This is a genomic window from Vagococcus allomyrinae (genome assembly GCF_017829975.1).
Classification (GTDB): Bacteria; Bacillota; Bacilli; order Lactobacillales; family Vagococcaceae; genus Vagococcus_D; species Vagococcus_D allomyrinae.
On sequence record NZ_JAEEGA010000006.1, the window covers coordinates 83,036 to 103,530 of the forward strand.

General features: G+C 41.7%; 16 protein-coding genes. 9 read left to right on the plus strand and 7 right to left on the minus strand.

Annotated elements, in window-relative coordinates; translation table 11 throughout:
• Positions 1-129: 129 nt before the first annotated feature.
• Positions 130-1,398: a serine hydrolase domain-containing protein gene (locus I6N95_RS10475; protein WP_209527370.1), complete on the minus strand. Its 1,269-nt coding sequence runs from the start codon at positions 1,396-1,398 to the stop codon at positions 130-132.
• A gap of 324 nt (positions 1,399-1,722) precedes the next feature.
• Between I6N95_RS10475 and I6N95_RS10480 the strand changes: the two genes are divergently transcribed.
• Positions 1,723-2,190: a DUF1307 domain-containing protein gene (locus I6N95_RS10480; protein WP_209527372.1), complete on the plus strand. Its 468-nt coding sequence runs from the start codon at positions 1,723-1,725 to the stop codon at positions 2,188-2,190.
• A gap of 49 nt (positions 2,191-2,239) precedes the next feature.
• Here I6N95_RS10480 and rlmD read toward each other — a convergent pair whose 3' ends face one another.
• Positions 2,240-3,619, minus strand: a complete 1,380-nt coding sequence (gene rlmD / locus I6N95_RS10485; RefSeq protein ID WP_209527374.1) for a 23S rRNA (uracil(1939)-C(5))-methyltransferase RlmD — start codon at positions 3,617-3,619, stop codon at positions 2,240-2,242.
• 239 nt (positions 3,620-3,858) lie between these two features.
• On the opposite strand from rlmD, the gene recX reads away from it, so the two are divergent.
• The 5 genes from recX (at position 3,859) to I6N95_RS10510 (ending at position 8,456) form a co-directional block, all read left to right on the plus strand.
• Entirely contained in the window at positions 3,859-4,659 is an 801-nt protein-coding gene (recX, locus tag I6N95_RS10490; protein ID WP_209527376.1) for a recombination regulator RecX, read from the plus strand.
• Positions 4,649-5,863, plus strand: a complete 1,215-nt coding sequence (gene mutY / locus I6N95_RS10495) for an A/G-specific adenine glycosylase (RefSeq protein WP_209527377.1) — start codon at positions 4,649-4,651, stop codon at positions 5,861-5,863. Before recX ends, mutY begins: the two co-directional genes overlap by 11 nt.
• 26 nt (positions 5,864-5,889) lie before the next feature.
• Positions 5,890-6,579, plus strand: a complete 690-nt coding sequence (locus I6N95_RS10500) for an aspartate/glutamate racemase family protein (RefSeq protein ID WP_209527379.1) — start codon at positions 5,890-5,892, stop codon at positions 6,577-6,579.
• A gap of 152 nt (positions 6,580-6,731) precedes the next feature.
• The gene (gene ntdP, locus I6N95_RS10505; protein ID WP_209527381.1) at positions 6,732-7,265 is read left to right on the plus strand and encodes a nucleoside tri-diphosphate phosphatase; all 534 of its coding nucleotides are present in this window, start codon (positions 6,732-6,734) and stop codon (positions 7,263-7,265) included.
• Between the two features lie 336 nt (positions 7,266-7,601).
• Positions 7,602-8,456, plus strand: coding sequence for an HAD-IIB family hydrolase (locus I6N95_RS10510; protein WP_209527384.1), 855 nt, complete (start codon positions 7,602-7,604; stop codon positions 8,454-8,456).
• 91 nt (positions 8,457-8,547) lie between these two features.
• Here the strand turns inward: I6N95_RS10510 and I6N95_RS10515 are convergent, their stop codons facing one another.
• Positions 8,548-8,976, minus strand: a complete 429-nt coding sequence (locus I6N95_RS10515; RefSeq protein WP_209527386.1) for a GNAT family N-acetyltransferase — start codon at positions 8,974-8,976, stop codon at positions 8,548-8,550.
• A 276-nt stretch (positions 8,977-9,252) separates the two neighbouring features.
• Here I6N95_RS10515 and I6N95_RS10520 point away from each other — a divergent pair, with 276 nt between their 5' ends.
• From I6N95_RS10520 to I6N95_RS10530, 3 genes are all read left to right on the plus strand, one after another.
• A complete protein-coding gene (locus I6N95_RS10520) occupies positions 9,253-10,377 on the plus strand; it encodes an AI-2E family transporter (protein ID WP_209527388.1) in 1,125 nt (374 codons plus the stop codon).
• A gap of 220 nt (positions 10,378-10,597) precedes the next feature.
• Complete coding sequence (locus tag I6N95_RS10525; protein ID WP_209527390.1) at positions 10,598-11,971, plus strand: hemolysin family protein; 1,374 nt, start codon at positions 10,598-10,600, stop codon at positions 11,969-11,971.
• Positions 11,972-12,035: 64 nt separating this feature from the next.
• Complete coding sequence (locus I6N95_RS10530; RefSeq protein WP_209527392.1) at positions 12,036-12,830, plus strand: ChbG/HpnK family deacetylase; 795 nt, start codon at positions 12,036-12,038, stop codon at positions 12,828-12,830.
• Between the two features lie 112 nt (positions 12,831-12,942).
• On the opposite strand, the gene recQ is transcribed toward I6N95_RS10530, so the two are convergent.
• The 4 genes from recQ to I6N95_RS10550 form a co-directional block, all read right to left on the minus strand.
• On the minus strand, positions 12,943-14,769 hold the full coding sequence (recQ, locus tag I6N95_RS10535; protein WP_209527394.1) for a DNA helicase RecQ: 1,827 nt from the start codon (positions 14,767-14,769) through the stop codon (positions 12,943-12,945).
• A gap of 185 nt (positions 14,770-14,954) precedes the next feature.
• Entirely contained in the window at positions 14,955-16,334 is a 1,380-nt protein-coding gene (locus I6N95_RS10540; protein ID WP_209527396.1) for a glycoside hydrolase family 1 protein, read from the minus strand.
• A gap of 57 nt (positions 16,335-16,391) precedes the next feature.
• A complete protein-coding gene (locus I6N95_RS10545) occupies positions 16,392-19,079 on the minus strand; it encodes an alpha-mannosidase (RefSeq protein ID WP_209527398.1) in 2,688 nt (895 codons plus the stop codon).
• A 105-nt stretch (positions 19,080-19,184) separates the two neighbouring features.
• Entirely contained in the window at positions 19,185-20,474 is a 1,290-nt protein-coding gene (locus tag I6N95_RS10550) for a glycoside hydrolase family 125 protein (protein WP_209527400.1), read from the minus strand.
• Positions 20,475-20,495 lie beyond the last annotated feature (21 nt).

Here is a 20,495-nt window from a genome sequence, read left to right on the forward strand (position 1 = left end):
GAATATAGGAAAGTTTTACATGTTTTCTATATGATAGTTTGGATCTAGCTTGAGGAGGCAGTCCTACGCTAAGTTTTGAAGGATGAAGTAAAGCAATCAGAGTGGCGGCAGCCCCTCGTTCAGCTTTTCTTATTCAAGCAGCTTAAAAATTTCTTTTGTGAGGTTGGCGTTTTGAGATTTGGGATAGAGATAGTTGCTGAGTGTGATAATGCCCGTACGACCGTCAGCTGAAAAAGCCAATGTTGGTTCAAATCCAACGATAACACCATGGCCATTAAGGGATTGCTCGTTATGGTACAGCCCAGCTGCGTAGGTATACTCAAAAGCTAGCTCAGGACGGGCCCAAAGTTCACTTAGACTGTTTTTAGAAAGCAACTTCCCATCCAACAGCGCTTGGAAAAAGGTAAAGACGTCACCGGTTGTGGCGTAGACATTGCCAGTTCCAGTTTCTGCTGCAAAGATGTTGTCCGCTGTTTTTAGTGGAACAGCATAGGGAGCATTTTTAGGGTCAGATGCGACAGCATGATTTGGATTTGAATAAAAAGATTGGTAAAAGCCAGTGTGTTCTAAGTTTAGTTTTGTGATTATTTGTGACGTAAAGTAATCTTGGTATGATCGTCCTGTTAGCTGACGAATGATCCCAGCTAATAGGGTGTAGTTGACAGCTGAGTAATTCCATTTTGAGAGCGGGGCATAGGTCACCGTATTAAGTGCGTATTTGATAGTATCCTCTTCTGTTCCACCTTGAGAATTAAAACCTTTCATTTGCAGGCCAGATGTCATGTTTATTAAACTTTTAATGGTAAGTTGATCGCTGTTAGGGAGGTTTGGATAAAAGGTTGATAAAGGAGTGTCTAATGTCAGCAACCCCTCCTCAACTAGTTTCATCACTAAAACCGCTGTATAGGCTTTTTGCACCGAGGCGATCATAAATTCGGTGTTAGGGGCATTCAGTCGCTCCTGAGATTTATCGGCATAGCCGTATCCTTTTTCCAAGACTATCTGATTGTTTTTAATAACCAGTAAGGAGCCGATAAAGTTTGCCTCATGGAATTTGTTGTCAATTTGAGAGGCTAGGTCTGGAAATTGCTCGCCATTATTAGGTTGTCCGAAGGTCATTCGCGGTTGTTTTTTTTCCGCTTCGGCCTTAAGGTGTTGCTTATTTAAATCAATTTCCTTTTGCAAGTCGGTATTTTGTCCGGTTAATGTTTCTATTTGCTCTTGTGTTTTTGATTGTTCAGTTGCTGCTTCTGTTGCTAATCGAGGGGTATAATACACGTGATAAAAACAGAAGACGGCAGCACTTCCCACTAGGAGCCCGCTAAAAAAAGAGAATCGAATCTGTCGTCGTTGTCGCTTTCTCTGTCTTTTTATTTGTTGTAGTCGCTTCTTTTCCATAAAGGCCTCCTAGAATACTCAAAAAGAATCTAGTTCAGTTATAACATGTCTATTATTAAAGATAAACAAATTTTGGCAATCCTTACAAAGACGTAAGATTGGGCTAGGTAAATAGTATCTTAGTTTCTTTTTTGATCGATTATTAAGTCCGGTTCGTTCCTTTGATATTTATCGTACTATATTAAGTGTTTTTATATTATTAATCTCGACAACAAGGTTTTTTTAATGAAAATGATAAAAGTGTTTGTTTATATACCGTTTTATGATATTATAAAAGGGACCTTTTATAAAGGATCATAATAGAAAAAGAGTGAATCAGGTATTATGAATAAAATAAAGTTTGCAGGTATTATTAGCTTTTTGTTGGTGATGGTAGTGAGTTTGACTGGCTGCGGCAAAGAACAATCAGCAACTTATATAATCAATGAGGAAGAAATCAAGACCGAAGTAACCCTAAAAGCCAAAGGTGATGAAGTTTATCAGCAAGTGGCGGTCAGTCGTTTGACCTATGATAATTTGGCTGTCTTAGATGAAAAAGAGGCTAAAGCAAAAATGGCAGAACGTTCTCGGGTCTATGCGGATGTTTCCGGTGTTAATTATGAGGCTAAATTTAGTCACAATCTGGTGGTGGAAACAATCACGATTGATTACCCCGATGTGAAGTGGGAAGAATTAGCAGATGTTGAAGGATTTTTTATTAGTTCAAGTGAAATAAAAAATGGGATAAGTTTTAAAGGAACTACTGAATTATTGGATTCATCAGGGGCTCAAAAAATCAACAGTGAATCATAAGAGAAGAGCGAGTTCAACAGATGACATATCTGTTGAACTCGCTTTTCTCTTATGATTTAAGGGTCAGTTTCGCAACTACTTCGGCGCGAGCCGTTTGGGGGAACATGTCGACGGACTGTAGATAATCCACGGTGTATTTTTTTGTGAGTTTAACTAAATCCCGAGCCAAAGTGGAAGGGTTACAGGAAACATAAACCAGTTTTTGACTAGGATAACGGAGGAGAGCTTGAATCAGCTGGTCATCTAAGCCTGTTCTTGGCGGATCGACGACAATCCCATCTGGTCTAAAGCCATTAGTAAACCAGTGTGGCAGCAGTTCTTCGGCTGTGCCAACTTCATAGCGGCTGTTTTCAACGCCTAAGCGCTCAGCGTTTCGTCTGGCATCCTCAATAGCTGCAGGGATAGTGTCCATGCCACGAACACGGGTAACTTTTTTAGCTAAGCTTAAGCCGATGGTCCCAACGCCGCAGTATGCATCAACAATGGTATCGCTTGGTTGAACATCCAGTGCTTTGCGAGTTTCTTCGTAAAGGACAGCGGTTTGTTCGGGATTTAACTGGAAGAAGGCTCGTGGTGATAGATCAAAAATCAAGTCGCCTAAATGTTCTTCAATGCTTTCTTTCCCCCAAAGGTGTTTGGTTTCTTCTCCCATAACCAGTGAGGTTTTTTGTTGTTGAATGTTTTGCATGATCGAGACAATCTCTGGCATGTCTTCTGTCAGTTCAGCGATTAAGGCTTGTTTTTTTGGCAGTTTAGGGCTGTTAGTAATAAAGACAAGTTGGATTTCTTTAGTGGCAATTCCCACCCGAATCATGATGGTTTTGACAATGCCACTATTTTTTTGTTCATCGTAGATCGGTACGTTGTATTTGTTTAACAGGGCTACGACTTTATTGAGCGTAGTCATCGTGGCCGGCTGCTGTACTAGACAATCGTCAATGGGAACTAATTGATGAGAGTCTGCTTGATAAAGGCCTGCTTCAGCCAAACCATTGTCATTTTGGCGCACTTGAAATTGTAGTTTGTTTCGGTATGACCAAGGATTGTCCATGCCGATGGTCGGCAGTAGCGGATACTGCTGATAACCTGCCGGTTTGTATTTTGCGAGAGCTTGTTTAACCACGTCTTTTTTGAAGTCCAGTTGCGAATCATAAGCTAAATGTTGCAGTTGACAACCGCCGCATTCTTCATAGACCCGGCAAGGAGGGGTGACTCGGTCAGCCGCCGCTTTATCGATTTGGATCAGGCTAGCTTCGACGAAGCGTGGCATGACTTTTGTCACCTTAACTGTGACGGTTTCACTAGGCAAGGCACCTGGTACAAAGACGATGGTTTTTTTGAAATAGCCAATGCCTTCGCCATTAATTCCTAAGCGTTTTATCGGCACGTTTAACGTTTGGTCAAGTTGGATAGTATGATTTGTTTCCATTAGAATCACCTTTTTCATTATTGTTTCAGCCTGTTTATTTTAGCACAGAATGACGGGAAAAGCTGTTGAAGTTGAATAACCGCAGATTTTTCTGAAAGGTTTAGGGAGGTTGCTCAGGAATATCCTCGGAAAATATGTTAAACTAGTCGGAGAACGTTTGTTTGTTTTAGTCGGCTGGTAAGGATTGTAAGTGGCGAATGAAGTCAAAAGGACGAACAACTATTAAGGGGTTGAAAACGATGGAAACAATTAAAAGTATTTCAAAAGAGAAAAATAATCAATATAAAGTTTGGCTAGAAGCAGGTGGCTCTTTTTATGTGTCAGAAGATGTGTTAGTGCGCCAACGCCTGCTCAAAGGCATGGAAATTAGTGATGAAGTGATCGCCACTGCGAAAAAAGAAAGCCAGTTGGACCATGGTTATCAAATGGCATTAAACTATTTAAGTTATCAGTTGCGTTCACAAAAAGAACTGGAGGATTATCTAAAGGGGCGAGAGATTGAGTGGGCGAGCATTGTGGCAATTATAAAGCGTCTTGAAGACCTTCAATTAATTGATGATGTGATGTATGGTGAAAGCTATGTTAGAACTCAAATGAGAACGTCTGACAAAGGGCCTAGTGTGGTTCGCCAACAATTGAAGCGTCGTGGAATTAAAGATGAGGTCATTGAGCAGGTTCAACAGCTCTATACGGAAGAGGAGCAGTTGCGGATAGCTTTAGAGGTGGCGACCAAAGCTGCGCGAAAGTATGGCCGAAACAGCCATTATGAGCGTTTACAGAAAATCCGTCAATATTTAATGACTAAAGGGTTTAATGGAGAGATTATTACAGCCACGTTAGAGACTTTGTCAATTGAGAAAGATGAAGAAGAGGAAGAAAGTCTACTTGAAATTCAAGGTGATAAACTATGGCGGAAAAATCAGCGCTTTGATGCGAAAAAGCGTAAACAAAAAGTTACCCAATCCTTGTACCGAAAAGGCTTTAGTTTTGATATAATTAATGCTTATATCAGTCAGAAAGAGATGGAAGATGAAGAGTAAAAATGAGTTAACAGATAGTCGCTTAGAAAAATTGAGTATTGGCTGGCAGGAGGATAAAATCACTGCTTTTCAAAAGGATTTTTTGCGCTGGTATGATCGGGAACGGCGTTTGTTACCTTGGCGAGAAAATCAAGACCCCTATCGAATTTGGGTCTCAGAAATTATGTTGCAACAAACTCAGGTTGTAACGGTGATCCCCTACTTTTATCGGTTTATGGAGTGGTTTCCGACAATCAAGGATTTGGCAGAAGCCCCTGAAGAGCGTTTGCTAAAGGCTTGGGAAGGATTGGGGTATTACTCACGGGTTCGGAATATGCAGGTAGCCGCTCAACAAATTATGGAAAATTTTGCTGGTGAGATGCCAAAAACAATCACTGAAATCAGTACATTAAAGGGCATTGGGCCATATACGGCTGGCGCCATCGCCAGTATTGCTTTCGACTTGCCTGAACCGGCCATTGATGGCAATGTTATGCGGGTCTTTAGTCGTTTGTTTGAACTGGATGATGATATAGTGAAGCCTGCTAGTCGCAAAGTGTTTGATTATGTTGTGCGCAAGGTTATCTCCCACCAAGATCCTAGTAGCTTTAATCAAGCCATTATGGATTTAGGCTCTGGGACGTGTACGCCGACTAGTCCTAAATGTGACAGTTGTCCCTTACAATCTTATTGCGGGGCGTATCAAAAGGGGACAATGACAAATTACCCAGTTAAAAGTAAAAAAGTAAAAAGTCGACCGGTTTATTATCTTGCTCAAGTCATCCGCAATCAAGAGGGGGCCTATTTAGTTGGGCAACGGGCAGATACCGGTTTGTTAGCAAATTTATGGACGTTTCCTTTAGTGGAAATCGCCAGTGAAGAATACGCCGACTTGCGCAATCAGTGGCAGGAGTATCAGGCGAGTCAAGAGCCTCAACTTCGTTTGGATCTTGTGGCAGAAGAAGCGTTTGACCTTAGTGACTGGATTGTAACTAATCGTCAAGATCAAGCGGTTGTTTGGCAAAAACAACCGGTTGGAGAGGTGACCCATGTCTTCAGTCATTTGAAATGGCATGTTCTCGTTACTTATGGCATTAGCAAAAATAGTGACTATCCACTTGAGGCGCAGCAGCGCTGGCTAAAACCTACGGAATTTGCTGAGTATGCCTTTCCCAAGCCTCAGCAAAAAATTGTTGAGTTACTGCAAGGGCTGCATTATTTTTAACGATTAAATTTTAGGAAGGAGCAGTTATGAAAACAATTGGTTTGATCGGTGGCATGAGTTGGGAAAGTACGGTTGATTATTACCGACTGATAAATGAAGCAGTCAAAAGAGAGCTAGGAGGTTTACACTCTGCTAAAATTATTCTGGTAAGCGTTGATTTTCAAGAAATTGAAAATTATCAATTTGCTGGACAGTGGGATAAGAGCGCCCAAGTCTTAAGTGATGCAGCTAGGAGATTAGAAGGAGCTGGAGCTGATTTTATTTTGATTTGCACCAATACGATGCACAAGGTTGCCGATCAAGTGGCGGCGGCAATTACTATTCCTTTGGTGCATATCGCCAGAGTTACGGGGGATGCTTTAATTGCCAAAGACATTCAAAAAGTTGGGTTGTTGGGAACTGTTTTTACAATGGAAGAGCCCTTTTATCGCAAGGAGATAGAGGCGAAAGGGATTGAGGTAGTGGTTCCTAATCAAGAGGATCGTCAATTGGTTAGTCAGATCATTTACGAGGAACTCTGTTTAGGGATACTAAGTGACGATTCTCGGCGGACTTACTTGCGAATTATTGCAGAATTGGCGGCTCAAGGAGCTGAGGCCGTGATTTTAGGCTGTACAGAAATTGGCTTATTGGTTAAACAGGGAGATACCCTAGTTCCTTTGTTTGATACCACTACAATTCACGCTGAGAGTGCAGCGGTAAAATCATTGGAATAGCCAAGGGGTAGGGACACTATTTTCTGGACTCAACCATTATTTAGGTATTTTATTCTAGCTATCAGTCGTATTTATGATATAATAATTCTGATGCCGGTGTAATGAACACCCTAACGAAATGGCTGAATCATTTCACAGAAAGTAGGGTACCTATGCGTGTTCCTAGAGAAGGGGAATTCATCACCATTCAAAGCTATAAACACGATGGCAATTTGCATCGCACATGGCGTGATACCATGGTATTAAAAACAAGTGAACATTCTCTTATAGGGGTCAATGACCATACTTTAGTGACAGAATCTGACGGTCGCAGGTGGGTTACACGAGAACCAGCTATTGTGTATTTTCATAACAAATATTGGTTCAATGTAATTGCCATGATTAGAGAAAAAGGTGTGTCTTATTATTGTAATTTAGCCTCACCTTACCTCATGGACGAAGAAGCCTTAAAGTATATCGATTATGATTTAGACATTAAAGTCTTTCCCGATGGTGAAAAACGCTTGTTAGACGTAGACGAGTATGAAGAGCACCGTAGACAAATGAACTATCCAACTGAAATTGATTTTATCCTCAAGGAAAATGTCAAAATTCTTGTCGATTGGATTAATAATGGTTATGGACCTTTTTCTCAAGAATATGTTGAACTATGGTACGACCGCTACCAGCAATTGTCACGTAAGTAGCAAGAAGTTAGATGAATTCTAACATAAGTAGAAGGTTAGAACTAAAATGCGTTATGGCACGAACAACTTCCAAAGAAGTGGCGCAAGTGGTTTTTTCACTTAAGACAGTTATGGGAAGTTGTTGAGTGCCAGCATTTTTTCTACCGTCAAAAAGGTTAGAACTGAAATGCGTTATGGCGCGAACAACTTCCAAAGAAGTAAGGCTAAGTGACTTTTTTACTTAAGCTAGTTATGGGAAGTTGTTGAGTGCCAGCATTTTGTAAGCAACGAATGAGCTGTCAGCTAATTTAGCGACAGTTCTCTTTTTAATTAAACGTTCATGTAAGGAGGGAAAGGATGAAAGTAGTATTTTCAGATGTAGATGGTACCTTTCAGGAGTTGGGTAAGCCCATTCCTAAAATTAATATAGAGGCAGTTAATGCCTTGCAGAAGAATGGGGATCGTTTTGTGTTCGTCAGTGGACGCAATTATCAGCAAATGAGGATGTTGTTAAGGGAAAGTCAGCTTGATTGTGATCTGATCTTTAGTAATGGAGCCGGGTTTCAGTTAAAGGGAGAATCCCCTCAATATCCTAAAACACTAACACTTGATCAATTCAAATTTATTGTTAATATATTGGATGAAAATCAAATTTTTTATCATGTACATACGAGTGCTGAAACCTATTTGCGGCCGATTGAGCACTATCAGGAACATCTTAAGCAATTGAGGTTAGATTTGGCTTTTATGGGCCAACAAGGAATCGAAGCGATGAATTATAAAGAGGATTATTTTACTAATGTTTGTGAGCATCATGAAGATTTAACGAGTTATTTTACAGAACATCCTGAGATTAAGTTGTTGAAAGTAGAACTGATGGAAGGGAACGATGAGAATCGCAATCGCTTAAAAACTCTTTTTGAAGCGGCTGGTTTTTCAGCTTTTTCGACCTTTCCGACTGTTTTGGAGATCATTGACCCCAAAAGTAACAAGGGGGCTGCGATCGCAGGTTATATTCAACAGTTTGAAGAAGTCACCTCCTATGGAATCGGTGATGGGGAGAACGATCTGTCGATGTTTGAAGCTGTCGACGTTTCGGTAGCTGTTGGGAATGCTCCGTTAGCTATTCAGAAAAAAAGTGATTTGGTTATTAGAGAATGTGGTGATGGTGGTGTCGGCCATTTTATTTTTGATCAGCTTATCGGCAAATAAAAAATATTATTAAACAGGTGTCGCCCCAAAAAAATGTAGCAGGCTTGGTCTGCTTTTTTTGGGGCGGCAGTTGCTTGAGATGCTGTTATTTTTAAAGTGTTTTTTCCATCATATGATGAGGGATGTCGGCGTCAAGGAACTCGTCTCCCTCAACTTGATAGCCAAGTTTTTCATAAAAACCGATGGCAGTATTTTGGGCTCCGAGAATGATTTTATGGAAGCCGTGGTCTGCGGCGATTTTTTCAGCTGCCACCATTAACTCTCTGCCAAACTGGTGGCCACGCCCTTCTTTTAAAACGGCCATGCGCTGCAATTTAGCTATGCGAGAATCCTTTTTCAGCAGTCGGCATGTGGCAAGAGGGCGCTCGTTATGATAAAGCACGAAATGAAGGCACCCTTCTTCTCCTTCAATTTCAATGGCTTCAGACACGCCTTGTTCTTTAATGAAAACGTCTCGTCTAATAGTTAAGGCATCTTGATAAATCGATGTTGTCAGATCTTCAGTATAGCGAACAGTCATTAATAGCTCTCCTAATGGTTAGATTTCTTTTTATGATAGTACAAACACCTTAGAAAAAGCAAGTTAAATAATCAGTCTTAGGTGGGATGTTGTATCCTGACTTATTCAGTTATAATAAATGCTGTACAGTATCCTTTAGCTTTTGTTCTGTTTTCTGACGTATGAGGAAAATGGGAGCATTTTAGCGGGAAATACTTTATACTTACATGAGAGTTGTATTTTGTTGGCAGTCAGCTACCTTTAAGCGTATCTGACAATTAGAAGGAGGAAGAATTATTGTTTGATAAACTTAAACAATCTAAGTTAATGTTTTGGTCAGTGGAATTGCTGGTCATTGCCACGTTTATTTTGGTATCATCTAAAATAAACTTTATGTTTAAACCGGTGGCCACATTATTTACAACGTTGTTTGCGCCAATTTTAATTGCAGGATTTTTTTATTATATGCTAAATCCTTTAGTGAAGTTGTTGATGGATAAAGCTAAGATGAAAAAGAATTTGGCAGTGGCATTAGTTTTTATTTTATTATTAGGCGCGTTGGTGATTTTTATTGGCGCCGTGATTCCGAACTTAGCGAGACAGGTTGCTTCATTAGCAAGCAGTGTGCCGGGGATTGTCAAAGGACTAGAGTCATGGGCCAACGAAATGATGAATCATCCGCTGCTAAAAGATGTTAACTATCAGGAATATATCGATAAACTGGACTTATCATTTGGCGATATCTTTAAGAACGTTGTTAATGGCTTGTCAACGAGTGTGGGTTCTATTATCTCATCTGTGGCCAGCGCCACCATGTTGATTGTGACAGTGCCACTGATTTTGTTTTACATGTTAAAAGATGGCGAAAAGTTTGTTCCGTCAATTTCGAAATATTTGCCAAAGGGACATGCTAGTGAAATTAAAGAGTTATTGAGCAAAATGAGTGACACGATTTCAGCCTATATCAGTGGACAAGCCTTGGAGTGTTTGTTTGTCGCAGTTGCGACGATTATCGGCTATTGGGCGATTGGGATTGAGTATGCTTTCTTGTTTGGTGTGATTGCTGGGATTACTAATATGATCCCTTACTTAGGCCCTTATATCGGTTTAGCACCGGCTGTTTTAGTAACGGTTTTTGATTCGCCTTTTAGAGCGGCTTTGGCCTGTGTTGTAGTTCTTGTGGTCCAACAAGTTGATGGGAATTTTATCTACCCACTGGTTATTGGTAAGAGTTTGGATATTCATCCACTGACGATTATTTTAATTTTATTAGTTGCTGGTAATATTGCTGGTTTGGTTGGCATGATTTTAGGTGTTCCTTTTTATGCGGTCTGTAAAACAGTCTTTATGTATGTCTTTGATATCATGCAACTGAATCGCAAGAAGGAACTGATGGATGGTTCCAGTAAAATAATTAAATGATTCTATATATTGATAAATCGTATCATTTATGATACGATTTTATCGTATATTATTAACATGAGATGATGAGGTAAGTGTCACATCTATCATGATGGAAAACCCACTAAGTGTTATGACTACATAATGGCTAGTGGCCAAAAGGGCTAGTGCGTTCGACAACAGGTGAGCTCCTCACTTGGGCTTTCGAACAATCCCCCTAAACAGAAGGAGAGAACAGCGTATGAATGCTGACCCGGAGAGTCAGTCGTTAATAGTACAACTTTTAATTTTAGTAGTATTAACATTGTTAAATGCTTTCTTTGCAGCTGCAGAGATTGCCGTCGTATCACTGAATAAAAATAGAATTCAACAGAAAGCCGAACAAGGGGACAAGAAAGCTGCCCGTTTGTTTAACTTATTAGGTAATTCAAGTAATTTTTTATCGACGATTCAAGTCGGAATTACTTTAGTCAATATCTTGTCTGGTGCGTCTTTAGCAGATTCACTATCAAGAAAACTAGCACCACTTTTTGGTGATGCAACATGGGCGACGCAATTATCGAAAGTCCTTGTATTAATGTTATTAACCTATATTTCAATTGTGTTTGGGGAGCTTTATCCGAAACGGATCGCTCTTAATAAATCAGAAGAAGTTGCGCGGATTGCCGTAGGACCAATTTTGGCCATCGGTGTGATTGCGAAACCCTTCGTTTGGTTGTTGTCAGCCTCAACAGATTTATTAAGTAAGTTAACCCCGATGAAATTTGATGATGAAGACAATAAAATGACCCGCGATGAAATGCGATATATGTTAGAAAAAGAAGGCATCTTGGAATCAGATGAACTGGAAATGGTTCAGGGAGTGTTTTCCCTAGACACAACGGTTGCTCGTGAAGTCATGGTGCCACGAACAGATTCCTTTATGATTGATTTAAATGAACCGATGGCAACTAATTTAGAGTTGATTTTAAACAATACTTACTCGCGAGTGCCAGTTTATGATAATGATAAAGACAAAGTAATCGGTGTTTTACATTTGAAACGATTGTTAAAAGAGGCTCATGAAAAAGGCTTTGATAAAATTGACCTGTTGTCTATCTTACAGGAGCCCCTGTTTGTCCCTGAGACGATCTTTACCGATGATTTGCTCTATGAGTTGAAACGAACTCAAAATGCCATGGCGATACTTTTAGATGAGTATGGTGGTATGGTTGGAATTGTGACCTTAGAAGACTTGTTAGAAGAAATTGTCGGTGAAATTGACGATGAATCAGATCAAGTTGAAAAATTGTACACACAAATTGAAGAAAATGTTTATTTTGTTCAAGGGAGAATGCCAATCGGTGAGTTTAATGAAGAATTTGATACAAACTTGGACATGAAAGATGTGGACACTATGGCAGGATATTTGATTACTGCTTTAGGAACAATCCCAGATAAAGATCAAAAACTATCTTATAGTGTTGATAACTTAACCTTGATTTCAGAAGAGATGGAAGGGTCTCGTGTGTTGTTGCTGAAAGTGATTTTCCATGAACCAGAAGAAGAAGAACCTGAGGAAGAAAAAAAATTCTTTGGTAACGGCAATAAGAGCAAGTCCAACGAAGATGAATAAGTAAACAGTCAGCCGGTAGAAATCGGCTGGCTGTTTGCTTATTAAGTGAAAGTGAGAGGACGATATGAGTAAACGACAGTTGATTTTAAGGGCGGATGATGCAGGATCTAATTCATCAGCTAATGAAGGGGTAGCGAAAGTCATCAAAGCAGGGATGGTTAAAAATGTCTCACTGATGGCTGTGGGGTCTAAAATTGAAGAAGCGGCCACTCTTCTAAAGGATGATGATTCGGTTTGTTTTGGGGTTCACTTAGTGCTGAATTCGGAGTGGGATCGAGTAAAATGGGGGCCTTTAACAACCTTGACACCTGAAAGTGGGCTAGTGGACGAAGAGGGGCACTTTTTGCCAAACCCGCAGTTTTTTCTTGAGACAAAACCTGAGATTGCAGTGATTATGGCAGAATATGACGCTCAGTATCAGCGACTGCTTGATTTGGGATTCAAGATCAGTTACGCGGATTCTCACATGTTTGCTGAGAATTGTATTCCAGGTTTACAAGAAGCGGTTGATCAATGGACAGCTGAAAAAGGGCTGCTTAATCATGCTGACTATTATTCGGTACCACCCGATGTGGAAAAGTTAATCAATCGTGAGATTCGCACACTGGATTTTTTGAAATCAGTACCACCAGGTCAGTATTTTTATGTGATTCATCCAGCCGTTGATTCAGCTGAAATGCGTCAAACAGGCAATGCTAGCATTAGCGGTCAGAAGATTGCAACAGATCGGGATAAAGAGGCCACCCTCTTTTCCAAGAAAATGGTTAAGCTGACTTTAAAGAGCATTGGGGTGGAAACGATTCGCTACGACCAAGCAATTAAAAAGCCACGAATTGATGTGACATCATTATTGTTATAAGAAAACTCGTTCTCTCAATGTGAGGGAACGAGTTTTTTCTTTACAGGTAAGTCTAATACTTTCTCTACCGCGTCATTTGGATCTAACTTCACGAGGCAGCACTAGGCTTTGCTTATTCGGCGGTTTCTTTTATGTAGGCATTAATCACGTCTAAGAAAGCGTCGCCGTATTTATCGAGTTTAACGGTTCCGACACCGCTAATGGTGCCTAGCTGAGCGCTGCTTTCAGGTAAGCGGGCCGACATTTCTCTTAAGGTAGCGTCGTTAAAGACGATATAAGCCGGCACTTTTTGTTCATCAGCAAACTCTCGTCGCAAGATTTGCAAGCGGGCAAAGAGGGCTGGATTGACCACGTCGTCTGTGACTGCCACTTTCTTTTTAGGAGCTTCTTCTTTGGCCAGGTTCATCATTAAGTTTGCTTGAGGGGTTAATAAATCTTTGGCCCGAAAACCTAGTTGTAAGACGGGATACTGACCGTCACTGGTAATGAGGTAACCTTCAGCAAGCATAAATTCAACCATGTGGCGGAGTTGCTTTTCACTGGTATCCTTCATAATCCCGTACGTCGAAACGTTATCAAGCCGGAGCGTTTTGATTCGTTTTTGTTCACTGCCACGAAGGACATCGATGACCATTTTCGTCCCAAAATTTTCCCGTAGTCGTTTAACACAGGAAATGATTTTTTGAGCAGAAAGGGTGACATCAACTTTCTCAAAATTTGTGAGGCAATTGCTGCAGTTGCCACAATAATTCCCAGAAGCCTCACCGAAATAGTTCAGGATGTAATGGCGTAAACAATCTTGGGTAAAGCAATAAAAGGACATCCGTTTTAAGCGTTCTTGTTCATGTTTTTTGAAGGCTTCCCGTTCTGCTTCGGAAAGCTGGTCGTCCTCAATATCGTTGTCGATAAAATATTGATTGGTCACTACGTCACGGCCACTGTATAGCAAGATACATTCAGCAGGCGAGCCATCTCGACCAGCCCGGCCAGCTTCTTGATAATAACTTTCCATGTTTTTGGGCATGTTGTAATGGATAACGAAGGCCACGTTGGACTTGTCAATCCCCATTCCAAAAGCGTTAGTTGCCACCATCAATTTCATTTTGTCGGTGACAAATAACTCTTGGTTGGCGCGGCGTTCATCGCTTGCTAGACCAGCGTGATAGCGAGTCGCCTCATGACCTAGGTCTGATAGACGTTGGCAAACGTCTTCCACATTTTTGCGGGACTGGCAGTAGATAATGCCGCTGATGTCTTCTCGCTTAGCGACATAGTCTTGGACGAAACGGAACTTGTCTTTTGGTTTTTCAACAGCAAAGGACAAATTTTTGCGATCAAAGCCGGTTGTTAGGGTCAGTGGGTCACGTAGTCGCAGCAGTTGGCTAATATCTTCTTTGACGAGGTTAGTCGCTGTTGCGGTAAAGGCCCCGACGATGGGGCGTTTTGGCAACGCCGCTAAATAGTCATTGATTTGTAAATAACCAGGTCGGAAATCCTGTCCCCATTGGGAGACACAATGGGCTTCATCAACGCTGACAAAGGCGATGGTGACTGTTCGAGAAAACTCTAAAAAACGCGGAGTGGTTAATTGTTCAGGCGCGACATAGATCAATTTGTACTGATTATTGCGGGCGTTTTGCATCATTTTTCCTTGTTGGCTGGGAGTTAATGAGCTGTTTAAAAAAGCCGCAGGAATTCCAACTTGATTAAGAGCGGTCACTTGGTCTTTCATCAAGGAAATCAAGGGAGAGACGACGACTGTTAAGCCTTCAAATAAAAGGGCGGGAACTTGGTAACATAAGGATTTTCCGGCCCCAGTTGGCATAATGCCCAGCACATCTTGTCCTGAGATGAGAGCATCGATGATTTCGGTTTGTCCTTCACGAAACTCTGAGTAACCAAAATAGGTTTGGAGGACGGAATATTTATCTTGAATCATAAATGGAATCTCCTTTCAGCGGGAATATGATTAAAAGTCAACTGTCATTATAACATATTTTGGTCTAGGGATTGGAGGGGAATCAGCTTTTTTTACGAAATTCGTCAAGGATATTTCTCAATAACCGGAAAAGATAAAGGCGCAAAAAAAGACCGATTTAGCCTCAGCTAATCAGTCTTAAGTTATTAGTTTATCGCGTTGCGTTCGATGACGTCTTTCATCCAGAAACTGGATTGTTTTGGATAGCGTTTAAAGTTGTCGTCAAGGTCAATGCGGTAGAAGCCATAGCGGTTTTTATAGGCGTTTAACCAGGACCAGCAATCAACAAATGTCCAGAGATGGTAACCGAAGCAGTTGCTGCCTTCTTCAATCGATTGGTGAAGGAATTGCAAGTGATCTTCGATAAACTCAATTCGATAATCATCTTGAACGATGCCTTGTTCGTCGATAAATTTCTCTTCGCCTTCAACGCCCATGCCGTTTTCGGAAATAAACCAAGGCAGGTTGCCGTAGTCATTTTTAATCCGCATGGAAATATCGTAAATGCCTTCTGGGTAAATCTCCCAGCCACGGTGAGGGTTAATCCGTTTTTCAGGCCAATCATAGCCTTTAAAATAAGTCCCAGGTGTAATGGTCTCTAAATTTGGATTATCTTGATGCTGTACCCGTAGTGGTTGGTAATAGTTAACCCCTAAGAAGTCAATTTTATTGTTGGCGATGATCTCTAAGTCACCTTCAACCATTTCTGGTAGTAAGTCTGTTTCTTTATAAAGCGCGATTAATTCCTCAGGGAAGCTGCCAAGAACGATAGGGTCAAGTAAACTTCTAATTAAGAGTAAATCCGCTAAACGGCGAGCTTCTTGATCCTTCTCATCCTGACTTTTAGCGTAGACAGGTGACAGGTTCAGGATACAAGAGATTTCACCATCGTTGTGTTTATTTTGACGGAAGGCTGCAACGGCTTTAGCGTGAGCCATCACCGTGTGGAACCCGACTTGGATGGCTCGTTTATAATCGTGAACCCCAGGGTAGTGAGCGTCGCCTAAATACCCACACTCAATATGAACCATTGGCTCATTGAACGTGGCCCACTTTTTGACGATGTCACCGAAAAGGGTAAAGGCTGTGTCAGCATAAAAAGCAAAAGCGTCAACAGATTCGCGGTTTTCCCAGCCACCTTTTTCCATGAGCCACATCGGCATATCAAAGTGGAAAAGGTTCATAATCGGCTCGACACCTTTGGCTTTTAGTTCAGTGAAATAAGCCCGGTAATAATCAACGGCACTTTGGTTGACCGTTTTGCCATCTGGTAAGAGACGAGTCCATGAAATAGAAGTGCGATAAGAGTTTAAAGACATGTCTTGCATTAATTGCACGTCTTCCTTGTATTGATAGTAGACGTTCGACGTATCTTTAGGGCCGACTTGATTGAAGAAACGCTCAGGCTCTTTTTCAAACCAATAGTCCCATGTTGAAGGGCTTTTGCCATCGATTAGAGCGGCACCTTCTGTTTGTGGGGCTGAAGCAGCGGCGCCCCAAAAGAAATTCTCTGGAAATTTTCTCATTTCTTGAATGCTCCTTTTTTGTGGGCCAGGTACCTTGGGAGGACCTGGCCGACTGTTTTAATCTTTCTTCCAAATTGTACTATGAATCTCAGCAGATGCCAAAGTATTTGTCAGTTTTTTCTCACTTAGTGTTTCGATCAGTGTGGCTCGCTCTGGTGAGTAGCCCTTAATGGCCAGTGTTAATGGATAAGACTGGCTATTGGAGAGGTTGTAGCCACGAACGATAATCTCGCTTTGATGTTCTTTGCGTTTCATGGTTGTTAATAAATAACCGTCTGAGTCAACGCTTAAGAATTGGTTAGTTGTGGCTAATGGGCCAGCGTGAACCGTTGTTTGAGCGCTTGAGACTGGAATTTGGAAATTCTGCGCCCTCTTAAAGGTCTCGTTGTAATTGTTTGGACCATGGAAATCAACGGCAAAGGAGACTTCTTGTTGGCCGAGACACTGTGCTTCTGGTGTTGCGAAGAAGCCCCAGTCACCTAGTTCACCTGTTGCTCGGAAAATCGTTAAAGCAAGAGTGGTGTCTTCTTTGACTAATTCGTATTCGTTAAGGCCGTAATTGGCTACTGTCACACCGCCTTTGTCATCTCTCACATTGACGAAAGAATGTTGGTGTTGGGGGTTCGTTGGGTTTTCCCAAGAACTGCTAACACTGTTTGGCCGTTGAACGACTTCGTAAATACTTTCTGCGTAGTGAACGTCTGTCTCGAGCTTCGTTGGGAAGAGCACACGGAGACGGTGGTTTTTCATTTGATTATTAAAGCGGGTCGTAAATTTAAGTTGAGAACTATTTTGATCCAAACGAATAATCGTCGTTAATTCTAATGGAGCTAGTTCTTTGCTACGACCGGCATTGCGATGCCTAAATTCGGTTACCGAAAGCATCTCTTCGTTTAAGACAGACTCATCGGCACTGACAGGAATCATCAGTGTTTGTGTCAAGGCGATTTCCGCTTGAAGTGGGCTGTTGGTTAACACAGACAGTTCAAATGGGAAATCGTGGGCATAGATCGCAGTGTCGTTTTTAGGTTGCTTAAAGATATACTCATTGGCAATATCGCCGACATTTTCAAAGGTTAAGAAATTGTCATGAGTGATATTTGTTAGTTTATCGGTGATCGTTAAGCGACCATCGGCTTGAATGGTGACTTTCAAGAAGTCGTTTTCCAATGTGCGACCAAGGTCTTTGATTAAACTGGCTGCTGGTCCTTGGCTAGCTTTTTCAACTAGGGCGTAGCCTTTCCATGACATTTCAGCCATCTCGCTCACCATCACGCGGACTTTAATGTAGCGTGCCATAAAGGGAATTCTGAAGCCATCTTTTGGTAAATCATAGCCGAAGCGGACTTCTGAGCTAATGATTTCGGCCTCAACTTCCACACCCTTTTCATCGATGACGACTAATTCAGGGACAGTTTCTGCTTTTAATTGGTAATATTGGGCATTTGGTGCCCCTTCTGAAAATGGCCCTCGCTTCCATTCGATTTCCGTTTCCACCACGTCAGATGTTGCATTACCGCTAGTATTCACCAGCACAAATGGTTTGCTGCCTTCTGGGAAGTGGCTAGTATCAATGGCATTGGTTAAGCTTTCTAAGGCTTCACTTGCCAAGAAACGGCCAACTTCTAAGGATTTAGCAAAACGAGTCATCATTTCTTGATGAACTTCGTCAACGCTACAGCCACAAATGCTATCATGTGGGTGATTTTGCAAAAGTAGTTTCCAAGCATAGCGCAACTCGTCATGAGGGTATTTACCAGTAACTTCGTAAGCCATGGTAGCCAATGGTTCCGTGATGCTTTCTAATTGACGTTGGACTTCGGTATTTTTTTGTTTTAAGTAAATCCGTGATGAAGAGGTGTTAGCCAATGTGTACCAGCCGTCAGTTTCTTGGCTGGTCAATTCGCCTTCGACCGTGCTTAAGGTATCAGGGGCATCCGCCATGACGGCTGTTAAGTACTCATCGAAGCTGCTGTGAACGAATTCGTAATCGGGATAAAGCTCGTTGGCTAATTTAATGGCCGTCGTCACATCTTTTTGTAACGGTTGATGATCACAACCGTTCATCATTAAGAGGTGACCAGTTGAGGCGTAAGCCTCGGCGTCGGCCAGTTTAGTGTCCCAGAAACGAATGGCCGCTTCTTTTTCAGCGGGAATTTCATTGCCGTTACTGTACCAGTTGGCAAAGAGCACGCTGAAAATCTTTGAACCGTCGGGACCTTGCCACCACATTTCGGAAAACTGTGAGGCGTATTTTTCATCGTTAATAACCGCGTTGTTAAAACCAGTTGGCTTAACCCCACGACCGAAAGCAGCGATCTCAATGCCACCTTCTTGCATCATTTGTGGCGCTTGGCCCATATTGCCAAAGGTATCGGGGAAGTAGCCAAGGAGCACTGGATCTCCCCATTTTTTGCTTTCTTCCAAGCCGATCAGCATGTTGCGCGTATTGGATTCAGCGCTAATTAAAAAGTCATCTTGTAAAATATAGAAAGGGCCAATTTTTAATTTACCATCGGCAATGGCTTGTCTAATTTCTCCTTCTTTTTGCGGGCGAACTTCCAAATAATCGTCTAAGGCGATGGTTTGTCCGTCTAAGTGGAAGCTGTGAAAATCAGGATCGGTTTTAAATGTTTCTAGTAAGTCATCCATTAGTGCCACTAAGCGCATATGGTGCTGTTCGTAAGGCATATACCATTCCCGATCCCAATGGCTATGCGAGATGATGTAAACTTTTTTCTTCATGTTAGTCTCCTTAGTAGTAAGGAGCTAGCCTTGTGAAAAGACTAGCTCCTAGTTAATTTATTAATATTAGAAGCTATCTAATTGTCAGTTGACTCTTAGCTTGGGTTATTTTGCCACGCGGATATCGTAGTAGTCCATGACCAATTCACAGAACATCATATTGGCCCAAGAGAACCACTCACGTGTGAATTCATCTGGATTATCGACGTTAACACCTTCGTGCATCAATCCTGTGCCACCAGTTGTGGCGGCTAGCATATCTAAAATCCGTTTTTTCTCTGATTTATCAGAAGTGGTCATGCCTTCAATTGAAACGGCAATGGGCCAGATATAATTCTCAGGTGTATGGGAGCTGCCGATTCCTTTAGCAAATTTCCCTTCGTAATAATAAGGGTTTTCTTTGCTTAACAGGGTTTTTCTGGTGGCTAAGTAAACCGGATCCGTTTCATCACAATAGCCTAAGTAAGGGGCAGCCATTAAGCTAGGAACATTGGAATCGTCTTGAATCGAGTAGTTGCCAAGACCGTCTACTTCATAAGCGAAAATCGTTTCGCCAGCCCCATTGTTGACTTGAGCAAATTCTTTAATGCCAGCGTCAATCTCATGTTTCAATTTACGGGCGCGAGCCACAACCTCAGGCTGAGGCAGGATATCCGTGTAAATTTCTGCTAAGTAATCAAGGACCACAACGGCGAACATGTTAGATGGGACCAAATAGCCATAGATACAACGGTCATCACTTGGACGGAAGCCAGACCAAGTCATCCCTGTTTTAGCCACAGGTGTGCCTTTGCCGCCGTGAGTTAAGGTATCTTCCTCACGCCAAGTGTCACGTTCAAAGTTGTAAGGGGATTGGCTGTGATCTTGTTCGGTTTCCCAAACCGTTAGAATTTTAGTGACGCCGTCTTGGAAGTCTTGGTTAAAGTGAGCTGTGTCACCTGTTGCTTTATAGAGCAAGTAAGCTAGTTGAACAGGGTAGCATAATGAATCGATTTCATATTTACGTTCCCAAATCCAAGGGGTCATCTTTGTGTGATCGTCTTGATGGCCGGCGTTATTGGCCTCTTCATTAAAGGCGTTAGCATAAGGGTCCATATTAATGTAGAAAAATTGACGTTTAACTAACCCAGCAATCATCTCAGCTAAGTCGGCATCCTTTGCCGCAATTGGCAAGTAAGGACGGACCTGAGCGGTAGAATCTCTTAACCACATGGCAGGAATGTCACCTGTAAGTAGGAAGGTCGTGTTGTCTTCCAAACGTTTAACCGTTGTCAAAAGGGTGTTGGCAAAACAGTTAGAGAAAATTTCGCCCCATTTTGGGTTATCTGCTTGGGTTTTCTGTGTCATCTCATCCATAAATTGTTGCACGGATGTTGGTACTTTTTCATAAGCCATTAAAAATAGCCTCCTTTAAAT

Coding starts and splice junctions, on each gene's coding strand:
- recX (WP_209527376.1), top strand. CDS start 3,859: ATGGAAACAATTAAAAGTATTTCAAAAGAGAAAAATAATCAATATAAA.
- I6N95_RS10545 (WP_209527398.1), bottom strand. CDS start 19,079: ATGAAGAAAAAAGTTTACATCATCTCGCATAGCCATTGGGATCGGGAA.
- mutY (WP_209527377.1), top strand. CDS start 4,649: ATGAAGAGTAAAAATGAGTTAACAGATAGTCGCTTAGAAAAATTGAGT.
- recQ (WP_209527394.1), bottom strand. CDS start 14,769: ATGATTCAAGATAAATATTCCGTCCTCCAAACCTATTTTGGTTACTCA.
- rlmD (WP_209527374.1), bottom strand. CDS start 3,619: ATGGAAACAAATCATACTATCCAACTTGACCAAACGTTAAACGTGCCG.
- I6N95_RS10480 (WP_209527372.1), top strand. CDS start 1,723: ATGAATAAAATAAAGTTTGCAGGTATTATTAGCTTTTTGTTGGTGATG.
- I6N95_RS10510 (WP_209527384.1), top strand. CDS start 7,602: ATGAAAGTAGTATTTTCAGATGTAGATGGTACCTTTCAGGAGTTGGGT.
- I6N95_RS10540 (WP_209527396.1), bottom strand. CDS start 16,334: ATGAGAAAATTTCCAGAGAATTTCTTTTGGGGCGCCGCTGCTTCAGCC.
- I6N95_RS10475 (WP_209527370.1), bottom strand. CDS start 1,398: ATGGAAAAGAAGCGACTACAACAAATAAAAAGACAGAGAAAGCGACAA.
- I6N95_RS10500 (WP_209527379.1), top strand. CDS start 5,890: ATGAAAACAATTGGTTTGATCGGTGGCATGAGTTGGGAAAGTACGGTT.
- ntdP (WP_209527381.1), top strand. CDS start 6,732: ATGCGTGTTCCTAGAGAAGGGGAATTCATCACCATTCAAAGCTATAAA.
- I6N95_RS10550 (WP_209527400.1), bottom strand. CDS start 20,474: ATGGCTTATGAAAAAGTACCAACATCCGTGCAACAATTTATGGATGAG.
- I6N95_RS10515 (WP_209527386.1), bottom strand. CDS start 8,976: ATGACTGTTCGCTATACTGAAGATCTGACAACATCGATTTATCAAGAT.
- I6N95_RS10530 (WP_209527392.1), top strand. CDS start 12,036: ATGAGTAAACGACAGTTGATTTTAAGGGCGGATGATGCAGGATCTAAT.
- I6N95_RS10525 (WP_209527390.1), top strand. CDS start 10,598: ATGAATGCTGACCCGGAGAGTCAGTCGTTAATAGTACAACTTTTAATT.